19 protein-coding genes are annotated in these 21,487 nt (G+C 72.2%); 13 read left to right on the plus strand and 6 right to left on the minus strand.

What is annotated here, in order from left to right; all coding sequences use genetic code 11:
* Nucleotides 1-105: 105 nt before the first annotated feature.
* A complete protein-coding gene (locus tag ACTMTJ_RS35530; protein WP_441223072.1) occupies nucleotides 106-3,210 on the minus strand; it encodes a discoidin domain-containing protein in 3,105 nt (1,034 codons plus the stop codon).
* A 166-nt stretch (nucleotides 3,211-3,376) separates the two neighbouring features.
* Between ACTMTJ_RS35530 and ACTMTJ_RS35535 the strand changes: the two genes are divergently transcribed.
* Complete coding sequence (locus ACTMTJ_RS35535) at nucleotides 3,377-4,393, plus strand: glycerophosphodiester phosphodiesterase (RefSeq protein ID WP_441223073.1); 1,017 nt, start codon at nucleotides 3,377-3,379, stop codon at nucleotides 4,391-4,393.
* Nucleotides 4,394-4,414: 21 nt separating this feature from the next.
* On the opposite strand, the gene ACTMTJ_RS35540 is transcribed toward ACTMTJ_RS35535, so the two are convergent.
* Nucleotides 4,415-5,101 carry a GntR family transcriptional regulator gene (locus ACTMTJ_RS35540; protein WP_441223074.1) on the minus strand — a complete coding sequence of 229 codons (687 nt, stop codon included), beginning with the start codon at nucleotides 5,099-5,101 and terminating at the stop codon, nucleotides 4,415-4,417.
* A gap of 98 nt (nucleotides 5,102-5,199) precedes the next feature.
* Here ACTMTJ_RS35540 and ACTMTJ_RS35545 point away from each other — a divergent pair, with 98 nt between their 5' ends.
* From ACTMTJ_RS35545 to ACTMTJ_RS35595, 11 genes are all read left to right on the plus strand, one after another.
* Nucleotides 5,200-6,000 carry an FAD binding domain-containing protein gene (locus ACTMTJ_RS35545; protein WP_441223075.1) on the plus strand — a complete coding sequence of 267 codons (801 nt, stop codon included), beginning with the start codon at nucleotides 5,200-5,202 and terminating at the stop codon, nucleotides 5,998-6,000.
* Nucleotides 6,001-6,013: 13 nt separating this feature from the next.
* Nucleotides 6,014-6,487 (plus strand): (2Fe-2S)-binding protein, encoded by a 474-nt coding sequence (locus ACTMTJ_RS35550; RefSeq protein WP_441223076.1) that lies wholly within the window; start codon nucleotides 6,014-6,016, stop codon nucleotides 6,485-6,487.
* Nucleotides 6,484-7,863, plus strand: a complete 1,380-nt coding sequence (locus ACTMTJ_RS35555) for a xanthine dehydrogenase family protein molybdopterin-binding subunit (protein WP_441223077.1) — start codon at nucleotides 6,484-6,486, stop codon at nucleotides 7,861-7,863. Before ACTMTJ_RS35550 ends, ACTMTJ_RS35555 begins: the two co-directional genes overlap by 4 nt.
* A 3-nt stretch (nucleotides 7,864-7,866) precedes the next feature.
* The gene (locus ACTMTJ_RS35560) at nucleotides 7,867-8,877 is read left to right on the plus strand and encodes a xanthine dehydrogenase family protein molybdopterin-binding subunit (RefSeq protein ID WP_441223078.1); all 1,011 of its coding nucleotides are present in this window, start codon (nucleotides 7,867-7,869) and stop codon (nucleotides 8,875-8,877) included.
* Between the two features lie 14 nt (nucleotides 8,878-8,891).
* On the plus strand, nucleotides 8,892-9,194 hold the full coding sequence (locus ACTMTJ_RS35565; RefSeq protein WP_441223079.1) for an EthD family reductase: 303 nt from the start codon (nucleotides 8,892-8,894) through the stop codon (nucleotides 9,192-9,194).
* Nucleotides 9,194-10,054 carry an AAA family ATPase gene (locus ACTMTJ_RS35570; protein ID WP_441223080.1) on the plus strand — a complete coding sequence of 287 codons (861 nt, stop codon included), beginning with the start codon at nucleotides 9,194-9,196 and terminating at the stop codon, nucleotides 10,052-10,054. The genes ACTMTJ_RS35565 and ACTMTJ_RS35570 overlap by 1 nt, the downstream gene beginning before the upstream one ends.
* A gap of 64 nt (nucleotides 10,055-10,118) precedes the next feature.
* Complete coding sequence (locus ACTMTJ_RS35575; protein WP_441223081.1) at nucleotides 10,119-11,195, plus strand: vWA domain-containing protein; 1,077 nt, start codon at nucleotides 10,119-10,121, stop codon at nucleotides 11,193-11,195.
* Nucleotides 11,188-12,087: an amidohydrolase family protein gene (locus tag ACTMTJ_RS35580; protein WP_441223082.1), complete on the plus strand. Its 900-nt coding sequence runs from the start codon at nucleotides 11,188-11,190 to the stop codon at nucleotides 12,085-12,087. The genes ACTMTJ_RS35575 and ACTMTJ_RS35580 overlap by 8 nt, the downstream gene beginning before the upstream one ends.
* Before the next feature lie 23 nt (nucleotides 12,088-12,110).
* A complete protein-coding gene (locus ACTMTJ_RS35585; protein WP_441223083.1) occupies nucleotides 12,111-12,599 on the plus strand; it encodes a GNAT family N-acetyltransferase in 489 nt (162 codons plus the stop codon).
* Nucleotides 12,600-12,906: 307 nt separating this feature from the next.
* A complete protein-coding gene (locus ACTMTJ_RS35590; RefSeq protein ID WP_441223084.1) occupies nucleotides 12,907-13,842 on the plus strand; it encodes a cyclase family protein in 936 nt (311 codons plus the stop codon).
* Nucleotides 13,843-13,911: 69 nt separating this feature from the next.
* Nucleotides 13,912-15,465, plus strand: coding sequence for an alpha/beta fold hydrolase (locus ACTMTJ_RS35595; RefSeq protein ID WP_441223085.1), 1,554 nt, complete (start codon nucleotides 13,912-13,914; stop codon nucleotides 15,463-15,465).
* 133 nt (nucleotides 15,466-15,598) lie between these two features.
* Here ACTMTJ_RS35595 and ACTMTJ_RS35600 read toward each other — a convergent pair whose 3' ends face one another.
* The 3 genes from ACTMTJ_RS35600 to ACTMTJ_RS35610 all read right to left on the minus strand — a co-directional run bounded on the left by ACTMTJ_RS35600 (nucleotide 15,599) and on the right by ACTMTJ_RS35610 (nucleotide 19,042).
* On the minus strand, nucleotides 15,599-17,620 hold the full coding sequence (locus ACTMTJ_RS35600; protein WP_441223086.1) for an FAD-dependent oxidoreductase: 2,022 nt from the start codon (nucleotides 17,618-17,620) through the stop codon (nucleotides 15,599-15,601).
* A gap of 92 nt (nucleotides 17,621-17,712) precedes the next feature.
* Nucleotides 17,713-18,522 carry a hypothetical protein gene (locus tag ACTMTJ_RS35605; protein ID WP_441223087.1) on the minus strand — a complete coding sequence of 270 codons (810 nt, stop codon included), beginning with the start codon at nucleotides 18,520-18,522 and terminating at the stop codon, nucleotides 17,713-17,715.
* Nucleotides 18,515-19,042 (minus strand): SigE family RNA polymerase sigma factor, encoded by a 528-nt coding sequence (locus ACTMTJ_RS35610; protein ID WP_441223088.1) that lies wholly within the window; start codon nucleotides 19,040-19,042, stop codon nucleotides 18,515-18,517. Before ACTMTJ_RS35610 ends, ACTMTJ_RS35605 begins: the two co-directional genes overlap by 8 nt.
* 148 nt (nucleotides 19,043-19,190) lie before the next feature.
* On the opposite strand from ACTMTJ_RS35610, the gene ACTMTJ_RS35615 reads away from it, so the two are divergent.
* Nucleotides 19,191-20,564 carry an extracellular catalytic domain type 1 short-chain-length polyhydroxyalkanoate depolymerase gene (locus tag ACTMTJ_RS35615; protein ID WP_441223147.1) on the plus strand — a complete coding sequence of 458 codons (1,374 nt, stop codon included), beginning with the start codon at nucleotides 19,191-19,193 and terminating at the stop codon, nucleotides 20,562-20,564.
* Here ACTMTJ_RS35615 and ACTMTJ_RS35620 read toward each other — a convergent pair.
* The gene (locus ACTMTJ_RS35620) at nucleotides 20,561-21,418 is read right to left on the minus strand and encodes a PaaX family transcriptional regulator (protein ID WP_441223089.1); all 858 of its coding nucleotides are present in this window, start codon (nucleotides 21,416-21,418) and stop codon (nucleotides 20,561-20,563) included. The two genes, ACTMTJ_RS35615 and ACTMTJ_RS35620, sit on opposite strands and share 4 nt — an antisense overlap.
* Nucleotides 21,419-21,487: the final 69 nt, after the last annotated feature.

Raw genomic sequence — 21,487 nt, forward strand, 5'->3', positions numbered from 1 at the left:
CCCCAACCAGAGCTTCGCCCTACCGGACACGCGTCACCTCCCAAACGAGGCGCGATACCCGCCTGCCGGCATAACACACGGGCGGCGTGATCGCCGGGCGGCCCGTCACAGGGCGGCGACGTTGATCTCCGCGACGGTCGTCCAGGCCTGGCCGTCGACCGCGGACAGGGCACGCAGCCGCACATACCGGGCGGGTTTCGCCCGGAAGCAGGCGGCCCGCTCGGCGTTGCCGTTGGGCCAGGTGCCGGCCGCGGCGCGCGGGATCCAGGCGGTGCCGTCCATCGACGTGTACACCTCGTAGCGGGCGATCCGCCCGCGGTTGACGTCCTGCCTGGGCAGCACGTACACGCAGCTGACCGTCCGCGTCGCGCCGAGGTCGAGGTCGATGTTGTGCGGGTGCGGCCGGGTGGCCCCGCTGAACCGCGTGTGCCAGAACGTCGCCTTGTCACCGTCGAGCACGTTTACCGCGCGCCCGTCCGTGCCGGCCGTCTCCTGGCTGTCGAACCCGCGCACGGTGATGGTCGACCGCGGCAGCCGCGCGACCACTCCAACGCCGAGCTCCGCCACCGTGGTCCAGGCGCGGCCCTTGACCTCACCGAGCGCGCGCAACCGCAGGTATCGCGCCGGCTTGGGCGCGAACGCCGCGGCCTGCTCGGCGGCGGAGTTGCCGAACCGTCCACTCGCGACAGGTGTACCCCAGTTGACGCCGTCGGTCGAGGCGTACACCTCGTACGCGGCGATGCGACCGTAGTCGGCGTTCTGCCGCGGCAGGTAGCGGAGGGCGGTCACCGGGTACGTCGCGCCGAGGTCGATGTCGACGTGGTGCGGGTGCGGCGGCGCGGCGCCCTTCCAGCGGGTGTGCCAGTACGTCGCCTTGTTGCCGTCGATCGCGTTGGTGGCGCGACCGTTCTCGCCGACGGTCTCCTGGCTGTCGAACCCGCGCACGCGCAGGTCGGCCCGCGGCACCCTGGTGACCGAGGTGAACGTCGCCGTGTAGGTCGTGGCCGTCTGCGGCGCCTGGACGACGTGGTTTTGCGCGCCGCCGTCGCTCCAGGTGAGGAACGTGTACGAGGCGCCGCCGACCACCTGCGGCGTGACCGCGCTGACCGAGTTGCCCGAGCCCTGGATGACGGTGCGGGTGAACGGCGTCACCTGCGCCGTCGAACCCACCACCACTTGGAGGCCGGGCGGGCTGCTCGTGAACGTCAGGGGCACCGTCCGCGGGTTGAGCCGCATGCGGGTGGTGTGTTCCAGCCCGGACGAGTCGGTCGCGCTGAGCACCAGCTCGAGGTGCGACGGGTACTCGTGGTCCGGCGCCGAGAACGACGCGCTCGCCACGCCGTTCCACTCCTGGTAGGTGTGGACGTGGCAGCTGTCGGCCGCGTAGCAGTGGTGCTGGAGCAGGCGCCAGCGCAGCGCCGAGTCGGGCAGCCGGCCCTGCTGCGGGTCGGTCGCGTGCCCGGTGAACGTGACGAGGTCCCCGACCCGCCAGGTAAGCGCGGCGGTCGGGCTGTCGATGACGGCGACCGGCGCGCCGTTGCCGGACTGGATCGTGACGACGCCCGTGCCGCTCGCGCCGAGCGTGTCGTAGACGGTCAGCCGTGCCGTGTACGGGCCGCCGGCCGGGTAGGTGAAGGTCGCCCGCGCGGTGGTGGCGTCGACGGTGCCGTCGTCGGTGAAGTCCCACTCGTACCGCAGCCGCCCCTGGTCCGCCGGGTCCACATCGGACGACGTGGAGCCGTCGAACGTGACCGCGAGCGGTGCCGGACCGGACGTCGGTGTCGCGACCGGGGTGGCTATGGGCGGCTGGTTGCCGGCGAAGTGGCGGATCCGGCGGACCGTGCCGCCCATGATGTCCACGTAGTACAGCTCGCCGCCGGGACCGACGGCGAGGTCGACCGGTGTCGACACCCCGGAGGCGAACGTGAGCCGGCTGGCCGGGTCGGGCAGGCCGCCCGAGGAGGCCGTCGGGAGCATCGCCCAGATGCAGTTGCGGGTGTAGTCGGCGAAGAAGAGCGCGCCGCGGTACTGCGCCGGGTACGGCCCGTCGTTGGGGTAGAACTGGACCCCGGAGAGGGCCGAGCCGCCGCTGGGACAGGCGTCGTCGGGCACCACCGTGCCCGCGTGGCCGTACGCGTAGTAGGGCGCGGCCGCGCCACCGGCCGTGTAGAGGCTCTCGCAGAGCGGGAGGTTCGCCGCGTCGTACCCGGACTGGCGGCCGGCGCCCTCGAAGCAGGGCCAGCCGAAGTTGGTCACGCCGGCGAGCGGGTCGGCGATCCGGTTGAGCTCGTCCCAGTCGTTCCAGCCGACGTCGCCGACCCACACCTCGTTGGTGCCGGGGCGCATCGTGAACCGGTACGGGTTGCGCATGCCGTGCGCCACGATCCGGCGCGCGTTGGCGTCGCCGCTCGCGGCGAGCGGGTTGCCCGGCGCGGCCAGCCCGGTCTCCGGATCGACGCGCAGGATCGCGCCGCTGAACCCGGCCGGGTCGCCGGTGCTACGCACGTCCTGTGCGCGCAGCGCGCCGCCCTCGTTGGCCGGGTCGCCGCACGGGTTGGTCGGCGTGCCCAGATGCCCGTAGTCGACGTAGTTGTAGCTGGACCCTTCGCCGCCCGAGACGTAGAGCATGCCGTCCGCGCCGAAGTCGAGGTCGCCGACCGAGTGGCTGGGAAACTGCTGGCACCAGCCGCTGACCAGGACCTGCTCGGCGCCGGTCATCACGTTGCCGGCCGCCTGGAGCCGGGAGACCCGCGCGCTGACCACGCACCGGCCGCTGTTGGCACCGCCGACGTCGCCGCAGTTGTCGTGCCACACCGGGGCGGTCTGGCCGGGCGGGGCGTCGTAGGCGTAGAGCACGTAGACCCACGGCTCGGTGGGGAAACCCGGGTGCAGCGCCAGGCCCAGCAGCCCGCGGTCGTTCTGGTTGTGGACGTTGGCGGAGAGGTCGGCGAACGTCGTGGGCGTCGGGTCGGCGAGGCCGTCGTAGACCAGGATCCGGCCGCGCTTTTCAGCCACGAAGACCCGCCCGTCGGGCGCGAACTCCATATTCATCGGCAGGTTGAGTCCGGAGTAGACGGTCTGCTCCTGGAACCCGGACGGCAGCACCACGGCGGCGGCGACCACGTCGGAGGCGCGCTCGACGATCGCGAACGCGCCGGCCGCGAGCACGGCGGCGAGGAGCCCGGACAGGACCCGGCGGTGCGGCGACATGCCCCTCCCCTACGCGTATGGACCGGGAGAATACCCATCGATGCCCGCGCCTCGGCTCGCCTGTTCGCACGATGTCGGCAGACGCCCGTACCAACCTCGTTCGACCTTGTTCGCGGTTGTTCGACCAGGTAGCCAACACATCGGTGGATCGACGCATACTGTCCCGATGCGGGCTACTCGACTTTTCCGGCGGGTCACCGCCACCACCATGATCGCGTCCATGGCCGCGCTCACGGTCGGCGCCGCCCCGGCCGGCGCCGGCGGGCGACCCGTCCCCTGGCCGCAGAAGCGGTTTCTGCACATCGCGCACCAGGGCGGCGAGAGCGAGGCGCCGTCGAACACGATGTACGCGTTCAAGCGGGCGGTGCGCGTCGGCGCCGACGTACTGGAGCTGGACGTCCACTCGACGGCCGACGACGTGCTGGTCGCCAGCCACGACGCGGCCGTCGACCGCACCACGGACGGCAGCGGCCTGATCCGCGAGAAGACATACCGCGAACTACGCAAACTGGACGCGGCGTACCACTTCGTGCCGGGCCGGAACGCGGTGCCGGGCCTGCCACCGGAGTCGTACCCGCTGCGCGGGGTCCGGACCCACGACAAGCGACCGCCGCGCGGCTACCACGCCGGCGACTTCGCGATCCCGACGCTGCGCGAGATCCTCCGCACCTTCCGGCACGTGCCGCTCAGCATCGAGATCAAGGGCACCAGCGACGCCGACACCGAGTCGTTCCTGCACAACGCGCGGCTGCTCGCCGACCTCCTCGCCAGGACCGGCCGCACCCGCGGCGTCATCGTGACCTCGTTCAACGACGCCGCGGTGGCCGAGTTCCACCGGCTCGCGCCGGCGGTCGCGCTGGCGCCGGGGCTCCAGGGGCTGACCAACTACTTCTTCGCCGGGGTACGGCCGATCGAGGGCACGGTCGCCCTCCAGGTGCCGGTCACCTACCAGGGCGTCCCGATCGCCACGCCGGCCTTCATCGCCCGCGCCCACGCCGACGGGTACGCGGTGCACGTGTGGTTCAGCGGCACCGCGCCCGAGGACGAGCCCACGTACAACGCGCTGATCGACGCCTGCGCGGACGGCCTGATGTCGTCGTGGCCGACGCGGATGGAGCGCCTGCTGGACGAGCGCGGCATCGCCCGCCCCGGCACCCCGGGCACCGACCCCTGCGCGGGCTGACCCCGCCGGCCTTGCCCGCCGTCAGCTGACCTGGCGACGGGCCCGGCCGTGGGCGTCGTGCGGCAGGTCGGCGTAGTGCCACTGGTGGTCGCGGGCGTGCTTGCAGGCGGTCTCCAGGTCACCGTCCGCTATGGACCTGAGCAGCTCGGCGTGGTCGCGGGCGATGTCCTTCAGCTTTACCTCGGCGGCCACCATCGTCACCGAGGTGCGGGCCTCGATCTGGAGCGCCTCCCAGGAGAGCTTGAGCAGCTCGTTGCGGGCCGCGTCGACGATGTGCCGGTGAAACGCGACGCTGGCCCGGGCGGCGGCCGCCGCGTCGTCGGCACGCGCCGCCGCGCGCATGGCCTTCACCTCGGCCCGCAGGGCTTCCAGGGGCACGGTGCCGGCCAGCATCGCCAGCCGGGTGGCGGTCTCCTCCAGGGCGGCGCGGACGACGTAGCTCTCCCGGAGCGTCTGCTGCACGAAGTGGCGGACGAACGTGCCGCGCCGCGGCCGGGTCTCCACCATGCGCATGGCTTCCAGGTCGCGCAGCGCCTCGCGGACCGGGGCCTGGCTCGTGCCGTACATCGCGGCCAGCTTGGTCTCGACGAGCCGCTCGCCGGGCTGGATCTCGCCCGAAACGATGCGGACCACGAGTGACTCGCGGATCTGCTGTGCCAGCGTCATCCGCGTGACAAGCGGGGTGACGGCGGGCTCGTCGGGCGTCATGGCGCCATCGTAACCACGTGCTGACCTTGACGTGGCGAGGCGCGCGGTCTTAACGTCGCTGTAACCGATTATCGATAGTCGGTGAAGGAGGACGGTCGATGATCTCGGCAGTGCGTACTCCGGACTCCGTCGCGGCCGCCGTGGGCCACGCCGCCGCCGGCGGCTGGCTGATGGCCGGCGGCACGGTCGTGATGCCCCAGGTCAACAACGGCGCGGTCGGCTTCCCCGAGCTGGTCAGCCTGCGCCGCGCCGGCATCGGCGGGATCGAGCTCGACGGCCCGATCGCCCGCGTCGGCGCGACCACCACGCTCGCCGAGGTCGAGGAAAGCCAAGAGCTGTCGTTCCTGCGCGGCGCGGTGCGCACGGTCGCCTCGCCGACGGTCCGCAACCTGGCCACGGTCGGTGGAAACCTCTTCGTGGCGCAGCCCTACGGCGACCTCGCCGTGTGCCTGCTCGCGCTGGACGCCAGCGCCGACATCACCGGCCCGGGTGGGCACCGGGAGGTGCCGGTCGGCGCGGTGCTCGCCGGCGGGGTCGCGTCCGGCGAGGTGGTGACGGCCGTGCGGCTGGCCGTGCCCGCGCCGGGCACGTGGTTCTACCACAAGGCGATGCGCCGCAAGCTCAACTCGGCCGCCATCGTCGCGGTCGCCGCGGTGGTGGAGACGGCAGCCGGGGTCGTGACGTCCGCGCGGATCGCGCTCGGCGGCGTGGCTCCCACGCCGGTCCGCGCGGTCTCCGCCGAGACCGTCCTCATCGGACGTCCACTGGAGAGCGGCGTGCTGGAGGAGGCCGGGCGGGCGGCCCGCGCCGACATCGCCCCGTTCGACGACGCGTACGCCAGCGCCTGGTACCGCTCGCGCGTCCTCCCCGTTCATCTCCGCAGAGCGTTCCTCGGTTAGAGAGGTCGACGGCATGGCGTCATCGGTGGTCAATCTCCGCGTCAACGAACGGTCGCGGGAGTTCCTCGCGTCACCGGGTACCTCGCTGCTGTCCAGCCTCCGCGACACGCTGGGCCTGACGGCCGCCAAGCGCGGCTGCGCACAGGGCGGCTGCGGCACCTGCACCGTGCTGCTCGACGGCCGGCCGGTGATGGCCTGCCTCGTCGCGGTGGAGACCGTCGACGGCGCCTCGGTGCACACGCTCGAAGGCGTGGCCCGCGACGGCGAGCTCGACGAGGTGCAGAGCGCCTTCCTGGAGGGGTTCGCCACCCAGTGCGGCTTCTGCACCCCAGGTATGATCATGGCGGCCGAGGCGCTGCTCGACCGCAACCCCGACCCGACGCGTGCCGACGTGGTGGAGGCGATCAGCGGCAACGTGTGCCGCTGCACGGGATACGGCCCGATCGTCGACGCGATCCTCGACGCGGCGGCGCGGCGGCGGTCATGAAGACCAATCCCATCGACCGCGCGTACTTCCCGGACGAGCCGGCCGGAGACTTCACGGTGATCGGCTCGGTGGTGCAGCGGTCGGACGCGCTCGGCCACGTCACCGGCCGCACCGCGTTCTTCGAGGACCTCACGCCGCCGGACCTGCTGCACCTGAAGACGCACCGCTCGGCGCGGCACCACGCCCGGCTGACCACAGTGGACGTGTCCGCGGCGCTCGCGGTGCCGGGCGTGGTACGGGTGCTGACCCACGCCGACATCCCCAACAACGTCTTCACCCCGCTCAAGCTGATCGGCGTACAGCCTGACGACGAGCCGGTGCTGGCGGAGGGGAAGGTGCGCTACCTCGGCGAGCCGATCTGCGCGGTCGTCGCCGAGACCGAGGCCGCCGCGCACGAGGGCGCCGCCCGGGTGCGGGTCGAGTACGAGGACCTGCCGGCCGTCTTCGACGTGGAGGAGGCACTCGCCGAAGGCGCGCCGATCGTCAACGAGTACCACGGCAACAACTACTTCACGTACGAGGGGCACCACTGCCGGCGGATCCGGTTCGGCGACGTCGAGGAGGCGTTCGCGGCGGCCGACCACGTCTTCGAGTGGCGCTACCAGTCGGCGCCGATCGAGCACGCGCCCACCGAGACCACGGGCTGCGTCGTGGTGCCGCAGCCCGACGGCCGGCTGCGCATCCACTCCGACACGCAGGCCTGCTTCTTCACGCTCGACAACACCGCGCTGATCCTCGGCACCCCGTTCAACAAGCTGCGCATCGTCGGCGGCACGGTCGGCGGCGGCTTCGGCGGCAAGGTGGACATCGCGGTCGAGCCGGTCGCCTGCGTCGCCGCGATGCTGACCGGGCGGCCGGTCAAGTACGTGTACAGCCGGTACGAGGAGATGCAGGTCTCCTCGCCCCGGGCGGCCGAGCGCATCTACATCAAGGACGCGGTGCTGGCCGACGGCCGCATCACCGGCCGGAAGGTCACGCTGTACGTCGACGCCGGCGCCTACTCCCGGCACAGCCCGTACGGCACCACGAAGGCGGCGGCACACATGCCGGGGCCGTACAGCATCCCGAACGTGTGGGTCGACTGCCACTGCGTCTACACCAACCGCACCCCGTCCAGCGCGATGCGCGGCTTCGGCGTCACGATCGGCGACTTCGCGCTGGAGTCGCAGATGGACCGCATCGCCCGCGCGCTCTCGATGGACCCGTTGCGGCTGCGGCTCATCAACGCCTACCGCGACGGCGACATGAAGGCACACCGCAAGGTCGCCGAGGGCACCGCGCTGGTCGAGGTCATCCAGAAGGCCGCGGAGATGGTGGGGCACGAGCTTCCCGACGAGTACCGCCGGATGTCCTCTCTGGACCGGAAGGGGCGTTGACGCATGGCCAGGCTGCGCGGGCGCGGATACGCCTCGGTCAACTACCCCACCGGCATGAACCTCGGCGGCGACCCGTCGCAGGCGCTCGTCCACGCCACCACCACGGGCACGTTCGTGGTGTCACTGTCCTCCGTGGACCTCGGGCAGGGCCTGAAGACGGTGGTCGCGCAGTGTGCCGCGGAGACGCTCGGCCTGCCGATCGAAAACGTCCTCGTCGACACCGCGGACACCGACACCGGGCCGCACTGCATGGGCACGTTCGCCAGCCGCGGCACCCACCGGGTCGGCAACGCGGTCATCATGGCCGCCGCCGAGGCACGTGAGGTGATGCTGGCGGTCGCCGCGGAGGAGCTGGAGGTCGACGCCGGCGACCTGGAGACCGACGGCACCGGCTACATCCAGGTCCGGGGCGCCGAGGAGAAGCGGATCCACATCACCGACCTGGCGCTGGCCGCGCACTTCACCCACGGGCGCACCATCTCGGGCCGGGGCATCTTCCTCAAGGAGAAGAACGACCCGGTGCCGGAGACCGGCGAGATGGACCCCGACTCGTGCCAGGCACACGCCTGCACGGTGGCGGTGGTCGAAGTCGACGACGAGACAGGTGTCGTCGAGGTGCTGGAGATGCACAACGTCTACGAGATCGGGCGGGCGCTCAACCCTGCGCTGGTGGCCCAGCAGGTCGAGGGCGGCGCGTGGATGGGCATGTCGCACGCGCTCTTCGAGGCGACCGAGCCCTACTACCCCGCCCGCGACCACGGGCCCGGCGACTTCAACGAGTACCTGATGCCCGGTGCGGCGGACATCCCCGCGTACCACAACGCGATCCTCGAACGGCCGGCGAGCAATGGGCCGTTCGGCGCCAAGGGGATCGGCGAGATGACCGCGAACGCGCCGATCCCGGCGATCGCCAACGCCATCTTCGACGCCTGCGGCGTGCGGCTGGACACCATGCCCTTCACGCCGGAACGGGTACTGCGCGGGCTCGACGAGCTGCGCGGCGGAAACTACTAACAGGAGGATTCGCAATGCTCAAGGTCGTCTCGCTACTCAAGCGCGCGGATGGCTTGTCCAAAGAGGAGTTCGCGAAGTGGGTCGTCGAGGATCACCTTGAGTTCGCGAAGAAGCTGCCCGGCCTGCGCCGCTACACGGTGAACGTGGCGGTGCCCGAGGACGCCCCCTACGACGCGGTCAACGAGCTGTACTTCGACGACGAGGAGGCGCGGGTGGCCGCGTTCGCCTCGGAGCACGGCAAGGCCGCGGCGGCCGACGCGGGCGCGCACACGTCCAGCCGGGTACACGTGCTGACGACGCCGCACGAGCTGTTCTGATGGTCCTCGGCGAAGAGCGGCTCGCGGCGGCGCTGGCGCGGGAGGGCTACTTCGCCGACGAGGGCCTCCGCACGGCCATACACCTGGCTCTGCTCCTCGGGCGGCCGCTGCTGCTCGAGGGCGAGCCGGGCGTGGGCAAGACCGAGGTCGCCGCGGTGCTGTCCCGCGTGCTCGGCCGCGAGCTGATCCGCCTACAGTGCTTCGAGGGGCTCGACTCCGGTCAGGCCCTCTACGAGTGGGACTATCCCAAGCAGCTGCTGCGGGTGCGCACCGCCGAGTCGCGCGGGCAGGAGATCGGCGACCTGTACGCCGAGGAGTTCCTGCTCCAGCGCCCGCTGCTGCGCGCGGTACGCTCCGCGCGCGGCGCGGTGCTGCTCGTCGACGAGATCGACCGGGCCGACAGCGAGTTCGAGGCGTTTCTGCTGGAGTTCCTGAGCGACTTCCAGATCACGATCCCGGAGCTGGCCACGCTGCGCGCCACGCACGTCCCGGTCGTCGTGCTCACCTCCAACCGCACCCGCGAGCTGCATGACGCGCTGCGCCGCCGCTGCCTGTACCACTGGATCGACTTTCCGGACGCGGAGCGCGAGCGGGCGATCCTGCACGCGCACGTGCCGGGCCTGACCGAGGAGGCCGCGACCGCGCTCGTCGAGGCGGTGCGGCGGATCCGGGCGCTGCCGCTGCTGAAGCGGCCGGGCATCGCCGAGTCGGTCGACTGGGCACGCGGCGCCGCCGCCCTCGCCGGCGGCGCCGGTGGCTGGCCGCGCGCGCTGCGGCGGGCGCTGGGCCTGCTCATCAAGGACGAGGAGGACACCCGCGTCCTGGAACGCCACGCGGAGGAGGTGTTCGACCATCGGTGACGACCCTCGCCGGCTCGCGGCGGACCACCTGTGGGGCTTCCTCGACGCGCTGCGCCGCGCGGGCGTGGGCGCCGCACCGGCGAAGCAGGCGGACTTCCTGCGCGCGATCGCCGAGGCCACACCACGCGACGTCGAGGCCCTCTACTGGTACGCCCGGGTCACGCTGCTCACCGACATCACCGGCCTGGCCGCGTTCGACGCCGTCTTCGACGCCTGGTTCGTGCGGGGCGCCGCGGAGGCGGCGGTCGTCCCGCCACCGGACGATGTGGACGGTGCGGTCGTGGGGTCGTCGGGCGCCCTGTCCACCGCGGAGGCGCGGCCCGGCGGCGGGACGGAGGCGAGCGCGGTCTCCACCACCGGCGGCCGCACCTTCGGCCCTTCGGACGCCCGCCAGCGCGACATGATGCGCCTGCTGCGCGACGCCTGGCCGGCCAACCTCCCGGTGATCCCCTCGCGGCGCCGGCGGCCGGCCCGCACGGGACGCACGCTGGACATGCGGCGCGTCTGGCGGCAGGCCCGGCGCGACGGCGGCGAGCTCGCCCAGCTGCGCTGGACCACCCGGCCGCCGCGGACCCGCCGGCTGCTAATCCTGCTCGACGTGTCCGGCTCGCTCAAGCAGCACACACCCGACCTGCTGCGGCTCGCGTACACCGCGCCGGCACGCACCGAGGTCTTCACGTTCGGCACCCGCCTCACCCGCGTCACGAGCGCGCTCGCCCGCGCCGGCGTGGACCCGGCGCTGGCGGCCGTCTCCCGCGCGGTCACCGACGCCGACGGCGGCACCGCGATCGGCGAGGCGCTGGGCCGGTTTCTGGCCAACCCGCGCTTCCTCGCCCTCGCCCGCGGCGCCCTGGTCGTCGTCATCTCCGACGGCCTGGAACGCGGCGACCCGACCGCCATGGTCCGCGCCACCGGACGCCTCTCCCGCCTCGGACACCGGCTGGTGTGGTGGTCGCCGCTCGCCTGCTCCCCCACCTACCGCCCGGTGACCCGGGGCATGGCCGGCGTGCTGCGCCACCTCGACCACCTCGGCGGCGTACGCGACCTCGCGACCGGACTGTCCGAAGTGGAACGCATCCCCGCCGTCACCGCCGGTCCACGCCGCGCCGCCTATCTCTCCTGGGAGTCCCCGCATGACTGACCTCGTGGACGCGCACCACCACATCTGGCGGCGACGGGACCTGCCGTGGCTGAGCGGCGAGATGGTGCCGCGCATCTTCGGGCCGTACGAGCCGATCCGGCGCGACTACCTGGCGCCCGAGTACATCGCCGAGGCCACCGCGTGCGGCATCACGTCCTCCGTGTACATCCAGACGAACTGGCCCCTCGAACGGTCGGTGGACGAGATCCGGTGGCTCCGGGAGGTACACGCGGAAAGCGGATGGCCCATGGCCGTGGTCGGCTCCGCGGACCTGTTCGCCGAGGGTGCCGCCGATGTCATGCGCCGCCAGGCGGCCGTCACGCCACTCGTCCGCGGCGTGCGGCTCCAGCTGCACTGGCACGAACGCCCGGAGTTCCGCTTCGCGTCCGCGCCGGACCGGATGAACGACCCCACCTTCCGCCGCAACATCGCCGCCCTCGCCGACCTCGGCTGGCTCTTCGAGCTACAGGTCTTCGCCGGCCAGATGGACGACGCGGCCGCTTTCGTGGCGGCCTTCCCGGAGACCACCTTCGTCCTGGTACACGCCGGCATGCTGGACGGCCGCGCACCGTCCACCGTGGACGAGTGGATCCGCGGCCTGCGCCGGCTGGCCGAGCAGCCCAACGTGGTGGTCAAGCTGACCGGACAGGGCACCTTCGTACACCGGGTGGACCAGCCGCTGATCGACCTTGTGACGGCGACCTGCCTGGAGCTGTTCGGCTCCGCGCGGTGCATGTGGGGCAGCAACTTCCCGGTCGAGAAGATCTGGACCGAGCTGCCCCCGCTCGTCTCGGCCTGGAAGCGCGCCCTGCGACCGTACACATCGGACGCCCAGGAGGACGTCTTCAGCCGCACCGCACGGCGGGTCTACGGCCTGGGCACGGCCAGCTGATAGGTTGTCACAGGATGTGGCCGGTGAAGGGGACGACGGTGGGAGACGTGGCGCTGCGCCCGATTGTCGATGCCGACATGGACGCGCTCTTCGCGCAGATGCGCGACCCCGAGTCGGTCCACATGGCCGCGTTCACGGCGCGGGATCCGGCCGACCGCGCGGCGTTCGACGCCCACATGGCCCGGCTGCGCGCGTCCCCCGACGTGACCCAGCGGGCGATCACCAGCGACGGGCGGCTGGTCGGCAGCATCGGCAGCTGGGTCATGGAAGGCGACACCGAGGTCACGTACTGGATCGACCGCGCCTTCTGGGGTCAGGGCGTGGCCAGCCGGGCGCTGGCACTGTTCCTCGAGGGCATCGAGACGCGTCCGGTGTACGCCCGCGCGGCGAGCGACAACGCGGGGTCGCTCCGCGTCCTCCAGAAGGCCGGCTTCACCGTCATCGGCACCGAGACCGCCTACGCACCCGCCCGCCGCGCCGAAATCGAGGAAACCATCCTCCGCCTCGGGTAGCCAGCGCCCGATGGAGAGGCTTGGGGTTGGCCGGCCGACCGGCGGATCGCCGGCCCGCCTTCTCACTGGTTGGGGATGTGGCTCAGCATGTGGGCGGCGTGGTGATCGTTAGCCCGGAACCCGTGTGACACGCGGGCACGAACGCGGGTTTTGGGCTAACGATCATGAGCGTCGCGGTAGCTCAAATCTCCGTCCTAACAGGAATGGGCAGGCCGAGGCACCTCGACAGGAGGGCGGGATACTCTGCTGCGGTGTTTCGAACCGCGTGACCGGAGGAGTCGATGCTCGGATGACGGCAGGACGGCCGATGCCTACACAGGATGACGTGCTCGGATATTTCGACACGCTGTCGAACTGGGGACGGTGGGGGGACGACGACCAGCGCGGGACTCTCAACCACATCACCGACGGCGTCCGGGTGGCGGCGGCGCGGGCTGTGCGTCACGGCCGTAGTGTGTCGTGCGCTTGGGAGGTTGCCGTGCCGGCGGAGATGGAGCGGTCGACGACTTCGTGCCCGTGCGCCGCCGACATGCCGGGTGGCGAAAACATGCCGCCCGCTTTCCACGCCGACCGGCGCTGGGGCTTTTCGTCCGAGCGGCTCGGCATCATGTTCCACGGCAACACCATCACCCACCTCGACTCGCCGTGCCACATCTACTGGGACGGCACGATGTACAACGGGCGGCCGCACTCGTTGGTCGACGCCGCGACCGGATCGGGGTGGGCGGCGGTCACGGCGGCGGCGGATGGGATCGTCACGCGTGGTGTCCTGCTGGACATCGCGCGGGTCCGTGACGTGCCGTGGTTGGAGCCGGGTGAGGCCGTGTTCCCCGACGACCTGGAGGAGGCCGAGCGGCGCCAGGGTGTGCGGGTGCGGGCCGGCGACGCGGTGCTGCTGCGCACCGGCTACGGCCGCGCCCGGCACGAAAGCGGTCCGGCCGGCGGTGTCGTCCAGGCCGGCTGGCACGCGTCCTGCCTGCCGTGGCTACATGACCGGCAGGTGGCGCTGATCGGCGCCGACACCCCACAGGACGTTCAGCCGTCGGGGTACGACGACGTCTTGATGCCGGTGCACGCCGTGAGCCTGGTCGCGATGGGTTTGTGGCTGCTGGACAACTGCGACCTGGAGGTGTGCGCGGAGACGGCCGCCGAGTTGGGCCAGTGGGACTTCCACCTCGCGGTGGCGCCGGTCCGCTTCGCGGGTACGTCCGGCAGCCCGGTCAACCCGATCGCCACGTTCTGACCCGGGGGTGGGGTTGCGGCTTCACGCAGTGAAAGCGGACTGAAAGCGACGTGCGCCATCCTCGATGGAATGGATATCCCTCGCATCGCATCCGCGTGTCTCGCGGCGACGGCCGCGCTGGTGCTGCTCGGACCGGCCGTGGCGAACGCGGCCGGCGGCGCTACCGGGGCCGATCCGCCGCCGGGTGGCCTGCCGGGTCTGCCGGTCCCCGCGCTGGCCTGGACCGACTGCGGCGACGGCGTGTACCAGTGCACGCCCGCGGAGGTGCCGCTGGACTACCGCCAGCCGTCGGGGAAGAAGGTCACGCTCCAGCTGCGGCGGTGGCCGGCCGCCAACCCGGCGACGCGGATCGGCACGCTGTTCATCCACGCGGGTGGGCCGGGCAGTTCCGGGTGGGGCTGGGTGTCGTCGTTCGCGTCGTCGTCGCCGCAGGAGATCCGCGACCGGTTCGACATCGTGGGGTACGACCCGCGGGGTGTGCAGCGCAGCCAGGCGGTGAGCTGCCTGGACACCGCGTCCTACAAGGCGCAGTGGGCGCAGGTGTCCACGCGCGTGCTGCCGGGGTCGTTCGACACGGCCGTCAAGCTCGCGGCCGAGTGGGATGCCGCGTGCCAGAAGTACTCCGGTGACCTGCTGCCCTTCCTCGGGTCGGAAAACCAGGCGCGCGACCTCGACCTGCTGCGCGCGGCCGTCGGCGACCCGAAGTTGACGCTGCACGCCGAGTCGTATGCGACCTACGTCGGCACGGTTTACGCCAACCTCTTCCCGACCCGCGTCCGGGCGATGAACCTGGACGCCGGCTACGACCCGTACAAGTACCGCGACGACCCCTACGCCTACGACTACGGGCAGTACATCGCGACCGAGCGGGCGATGTACCGGTTCCTCGACTGGTGTGCGAACAAGTGGCCGGACTGCGCGTTCGGCTCGGCCGGCTCCACACCGGCCAGCCTGGCGCTGAAGATCCGGGCCATCCTCGACGACCTGGACGCCAACCCGATCCTCGACGCCAACGGCGCGGTCGCCGTCAACGGCGCCACGATGCTGTCGGATCTCACGTTCCGGCTGAACGGCGGCACCCGCCGCTGGGTGGCGCTCGGCGCGGACCTGAAGGCGGCGGAGTCGCGGACCGGGCCGCTGATGTACGTGATCGGCGACTCCGACACGACCTTCAACGCGGCGAACGTCTCCGTGGAGTGCGCGGACCGCGTGTACCCGAGAGATCTGAACGAGCTGCGGGCGCGGCTGGCCAAGGCCGCGAACGACGCGCCGCTCACCGCGCCCGGCATGGCGTACGGCCCGCCGGCCTACGACCAGACGCACGCCCCGGCCTGCGTGCAGTGGCCCGCCAAGCGGCACAGCCGTTACGGCGGCTCGTTCGAGGCGAAGGGCTCGGCGCCGATCCTGGTCTTCGGCAACACCGGCGACCCGGACACGCCCTACGCCGACGCGGTGGCGCTCGCCGGCATCCTGGAGAACGGCCACCTGGTGACCTGGGTGGGCGAGGGGCACACCGCGCGCCGCAAGAGCGCCTGCACCGAGGCGCACATGTACGAGAACCTGTTGCGGCTGGTCATCCCGCCGGCCGGGACGACGTGCACGGACCCGCCGATCCCGTTGTAGGCGGCGGCAAGGACGACCCCGGCCCGCCTCACCCGTACCGCACGGTGTCGAGGCGGGTCGCGGTGTGCCCGCGCGGTCAGCAGCGGCCCGCCGCCGTCGCCGGGCCGTCGCGCTCGAGCTGGGCGAGCTCTTCCTACGGCGTGGTGAGCACCCACCGCGCGGCGTCGGCGATGACGTAACCGTCGGTGGCCTCGGTGCGGATGAGCAGGCTGCCCGCGGTGCCCGCGGCGAAGGTGTACGACCCCATCGAGACCCACTGGCCGCCGTCGACCCGCTGGTCGACCACCCGGTTGGCGATCCCGCCGCCGTGGACGATGTCGACCGGCACGTTGCTCGCGCGGTTGGGGTCGGCCGTCCACCGTAGATAGACCTGGTACGTGCCGGCCGACGGCAGGGACGGCCGGAAGCGCAGGCGGTTGACACCCTTGGCGGTGTTGCCGTCGTGCTCGTAGTCCGACCCGTAGTAGCCGCCGATCGACGTGCTCGTCACCCACGTGCCGGCCCGGGTCACGCCCACGTCCTTGCTGTCCACGACGAACTCGCCCGGCCCGGGTGGCGGCGGCCACTGGAGCAACTGCCCGTCGGCGAGGAGGCGGGCGCGCAACGTGGGGTACGGCACGCGCTGCACCGCCGAGCCGGCCGCCAACGCCAGCACCGCCGCGGTCGCCGCCGACTGCCCGAGGATCATGAAGACCGGCTCCATGCGGATCGAGCCGTACGCGATGTGGCTCGCCGACAGGCACACCGGCACGAGCAGGTTGGCGCACTGCGCCTCGGCCGGCACGATCGAGCGGTAGCTGATCCCGTAGGGCGCGGGGACGCCCACCTGCACGTCGCCCTCGTTCTTCACCTGGCCCGAGACCACCACACGCTGGCAGTTGTGCGAGTCCATGGTGTAGCTCGCGAGCCCCACCGGGTCGGCGGCGACGGCCTGCCCCCGGCAGTCGCGCTCGGTCATCACGTACACCGAGAGCATGCGGCGGGCCTCGCGGACGTACAGCTGCGGCGGCCACCCACCGGTCGAGGTGAACTCGTCCGGCGCCAATCCCCAGGACGCCGTCGAGGCGCGGATGGCGGCGGGCACGCGCGGGTCGTTGGCCAGAAACCACATCAACCCTTGCTGGTACGTCGTGTGGTCCGCCGCGATGCTGTCCCGTACCGCGTAGGAGGCCGTGGGATAGGCGTAGTTGGCGCCGATGAAGTCGGTCGAGAACGCGCCGTTGTTGTTGGAGTCGGTCTTGCCGCCGCCGACGCCGTGCGTGGTGAAGAACGGCCCGGTCGCACCCGCCCGGATGTGGCGCGCCAGCAGCTCGTACCGGACCGGGTCGTAGCCGGCCGGGCGCGGGAACGGGATGCGACCGGCCGCCTGCGTCAGGCACATCCGGTAGTTGTAGGCCTGTACCAGGTCGTCGCCCGATCCAGCCGGCGCGAGCGGCGCCGCGGAGATGCCCGGGAGCAGGCCGCTGGCCGGGTCGCCCTCGACCACGTACGGCGAGACGGGAAGCGTGAACTGGTGCCCGCCACGCAACTGGACACCGTTGATGGTCTCGCCGTACGTGGCGTTGCCCTCCCGCCCCACCGTCCAGGCGACGCCGGCCCGGTGCATGAGGTCGCCCTCGTACGACGCGTCCACCCACATCGCGCCGCGGAACGCCTGCCCGTTCTCGGCGGCGACCTCGACGACGCGGTTGCCGGACTTCGACACGGAGGCCAGCCGCATCCCGAGGTAGACCGGCACACCCGCCTCGGCGAGCAGGTCGTCGAAGACCGCGCGGGCCACGTGCGGCTCGAAGGTCATCCGGACCGGCGAGGTCGGCGTGACGGCGGTGCCGTTGTACTTCGCGTAGATCCGCCGGTAGAACTCGCCGGCGATGCCCTTGATGGACGCCGCGACGCCGCTGTCGGTCTGGCCGAGGCCGCCGGTGCTCAGCCCGCCGATGTGGTGGGACGCCTCCAGCACGACGGCGGTGCGACCCATCCGCCGGGCCTGGACGGCCGCGACGAGCCCACCCGAGGTGGCGCCGTAGATGACCAGGTCGGCGGTGACGAGCGGAGCGGCCAGAGCGGCCGGCGCGAAGCCGGTCACACCCGCGGTGGTGACGACGAGGGCACCACCGACACGCAGCACGGTGCGGCGGGACACGGAAGACGGCATGCGACTCTCCTCGCGCAGCGGGAATGGACCCGGGAGCGCGCCGCCGCCACCCATCGATGATGTTAATCGGGGTCGGGCCGCCGGCGCACCCGCTAGTTCGCCGGGCCGATGACCTTTCCGGCCGCGTCGTAGATGGTCACGAGCGGGTGTTTGACGCCGCGCGGGTTGACCGGCTGGTCGGCCGGGACGCCGGTGATCCAGTAGACGACCAGCTGCGGGTAGGCGCTCCACCGCCGGAGCTCGACGGTCAGCGGTCGGCCGTCGTACGTCGCGGTGATCCGGTCGGCCGGCCCGACGAACGTGTCGATGATGGTGGTGGTGCTGCCCGGCCCGCTGAAGTCCGGCCCGTCGAACTCGGCGGTGACGCCCTCGAAGTCGTCGGCGGTGGGAGGCAGGGAGAAGGCGAACGAGCAGTGCAGGTCCGCGAACCTGCCGGTGGCCGAGTCACCGAGGCCGATCGCGAACCCCGCGGTGTCGGTGTCGGCCTTGTCGTTCTCGACGAACCGCACCACGACCTCCTCGCCCTTGGAGTTCATGGCCCCGGTCCAGATGGTGTCCCCGATCGGTCGGGCGGCCTTCGCGTCGTCGGGGCAGTGCTCCCGGTACGGCTCCAGCCTCCCGGGCGGGCCGGTCATCGGCGACGTGGTCCACCAGTACCCGGGCGGCGGTGACACGCTCGGCGGCGCGCCGCCCACCATGACGCCGCCATCGCCGGCGCCGATGCCCCAGACCGCGACCGGCACCGCCACGGCGGCGAGTGCCACGCTGGCCGTGGCCGCCACGACCGGGCGGCGGCGGGCGCGCCGCCGGCCGGCCTGGAGGATCTCCTCGGCGCCGGTTCGCGGCACCAGGTCCGCGGTCTCGCTCGTCATCGCCTGCCGCAGGTCCGTGATGTCACGCACGGGGACTCAGCTCCTCTTCGGACGGTTCGGTCAGTTCCGGCGACAGCCGCAGCTTGGCCAGCGCGCGGGCGGTGGTGCTCTTCACGGTGCCCACGCCGACGCCGAGCTCCACGGCCGTGTCCTGCTCGCTGAGGTCGGCGAAGTAGCGCAGCACGAGCACCGCCCGTTCCCGGCGGGTGAGCGCCCGCAGCGCCCGGCTGAGCTGGTCGCGGTGGGCGACCGCCGCGGCCGGGTCGTCCGCGGTGGGACGGTCCGGCAGGGTCGGCACGGATCTCTCGCGCCAGGTCCGCGGCGCGCGCCACCAGTCGGTGTGCAGGTTGACCACCACCCTGCGCACGTACCGGTAGGCGTCCTCCCGGCGGATCCGGCGCCACGCCGTGTACGACCGGGTCAGCGCGGCCTGGTAGAGGTCTTCGGCGGCGGCCGTCTGGCCGGTCAGCAGGTAGGCGACCCGGTAGAGCTGGGGACCGCACTCGCCGACGAACCGGACGAAGCTGTCGTCGTGCTCCGGATCCCGCATCGCTCCACCTTCGCTCGGCCGCCCTCACTTTCCTGTACGAGACGGCCCGGCGTGAGGTTGTCAGCGCTCGGCCGGTCGGTCTGGCGGCGGCGACATGTTGGGCACTCTCTTGACGGCCGTCGAGATTGTGACTAACTTTGTCGAAATGATGATTGTCGATGCCTGGCGGCACCGCCGTGTGCGGACCGCCCTTGCTGGCCTGGCCGCCGCGGCGCTCGTCGCGGGCGGCGCGATCGCGCTCCCTTCCCCGGCCGCGGCGGCGTCCCTGGTCGAGGTGACGAGCTTCGGCGACAACCCGGGCGGGATGCGCATGCACGTCTACGTGCCGGACTCCCGCCCGGCCAACCCGCCGGTCGTCGTGGCGATGCACGGCTGCGGCGGCTCCGGTCCGGGCTTCTACTCCGGCAGCGAGTTCGCCTCGCTCGCCGACCGCTACGGGTTCGTGGTCATCTACCCGTCCGCCATGCAGCAGGCCGGCTTCGGCAACTGCTTCGACACCTGGTCGGCCGCCTCGAAGCGGCGCGGTGGCGGCAGCGACCCGGTGTCGATCGCCTCGATGGTGGGCTACGTCCAGCGGACGTACGGCGGCGACCCCAACCGGGTGTACGCGACAGGCAGCTCGTCGGGCGGCATGATGACCCAGCACATGCTGGCCGTGTACCCGGACCTGTTCAAGGCCGGCGCGTCCTTCATGGGCGTGCCCTTCAACTGCTTCGCCAACGCGGCCGACTACCCGCCCGGCGCCAGCCAGTGCACCAACGGCCGGATGGACCGCACGCCGCAGCAGTGGGGCGACGCGGTCCGCCAGGCCTACCCCGGCTACACCGGGCCCCGTCCGCCGATCCAGCTGTGGCACGGCACCAACGACACGCTCGTGCCGTTCCAGCTGCTCCAGGAGTCGGTCGACCAGTGGACCAACGTCCACGGCCTGAGCCTCACGCCGACCGCCACGGACACCCCGCAGCCCAGCTGGAACCGGCGGCGGTGGGTCGCCGGCGGCACCGCGCTGGTCGAGGCGATCAGTGTGAACGGGGCCGGTCACAGCCTGCCGTCCACCGGCATGGCGCTGGCGGCGATCCAGTTCTTCGGCATCACCGGCGGCAACCCGACCAGCCCGCCGCCGACGACGGGGCCGCCCACGACGCCGCCGACCACTCCCCCGACGAGTGCTCCGCCGACCAGCGTTCCCCCGACGACCGGTCCGCCGGTGGGTGCGTGCCGCGCCGGGTACACGGCCAACAGCTGGGGCAACGGGTTCACCGCCGGCGTCACGGTCACCAACACGTCGGCCAGCGCGGTCAACGGCTGGACCGTCCAATGGAGCTGGCCGGGCAACCAGCAGGTGACGAACGCGTGGAACGCCACGGTGACCCAGTCGGGCACGCAGGTGACGGCCCGCAACATGTCGTACAACGCCACGATCGCCCCGGGTGCCAGCGTTACGTTCGGCTTCCAGGGCACCTACAGCGGCACCAACCAGGCGCCCGCGCGCTTCACGCTCAACGGCACCGCGTGCGCCTAGCGCGGGCCGGCGTCTTTGTCGGGCCGGGTGTCTAGCAGAGTGGCGGCTAGCGCCCGGGCCGGCGGGTTGAGCGCCAGGTCGAGGTCGCGAAACACCTTCTGGGCGCGGACGGCGGGCCAGTCCGGCGGCAGGTGCCGCACCGGCAGGCGCGGGTCGCGGCGGATCGCCCGCAGCCACTCGGCCACCAGCGACAGCCGGGCGGCGATCGGATCGGCCGGCACCCGCCCGCCGTCGCCCCAGCGGGCGAGGAACTCCTCGTAGCGGGCGGCGAGCCCGTCCAGGTCGTACGCGTCGCGGACCATCCGGTCGACGTCGGTGAGCTCGTCGGCCCGGGACCGGAAGACCCGTACCTGCGCCTCCGCGCCGAGGCCGCCGACGATGCCGCCCACGTCGACGTGTCCGGGCGCGATCCAGAGCCCGCCCTGTAACGGGCCGAAGCCGGCCCAGGCCAGCTGCGACCGCAGGCCGTGCCGCTCGCGGTGCCAGGCGTCCGGCAGGGAGAAGCAGAGCAGCGTCCAGGTGCCGTCCCACCGGTCGTTGACCGCGCCCATCTCCCAGATGCGGTGCTGCCCGTCGTGGAGCAGCTCGACCGATCGCGGGGTCAGCCCGAAGTACATGCGGCGGCCGTCGCGCTGCCGGCGCAGCAGGCCCCGGTTGACCATCCGGGTGAGGGTGGAGCGGGTAGCGTGCTCGGAGACGCCGAGCCGGCCGAGCGCGTCGATGAGGCTGCCGGAGAAGACGCAGACGTCGCGGTCGAGCACGAAGTCGCCGAAGAGCATCAACAGCAGCGTCTGCGGGCGTGGTCCGGTCTGGTCCGCGCCGGGCTCCGCGGCGGTGGTCGTGCTGCTCGACACGGGGCGGCCTCCTCGCGGTGAGCGTAACGATCGGGATCATGTTAGGCACAATCTTGACGGTCGCCGCAA

The organism is Phytohabitans sp. LJ34 (assembly GCF_052068095.1).
In the GTDB taxonomy this organism is placed as follows: Bacteria; Actinomycetota; Actinomycetes; order Mycobacteriales; family Micromonosporaceae; genus Phytohabitans.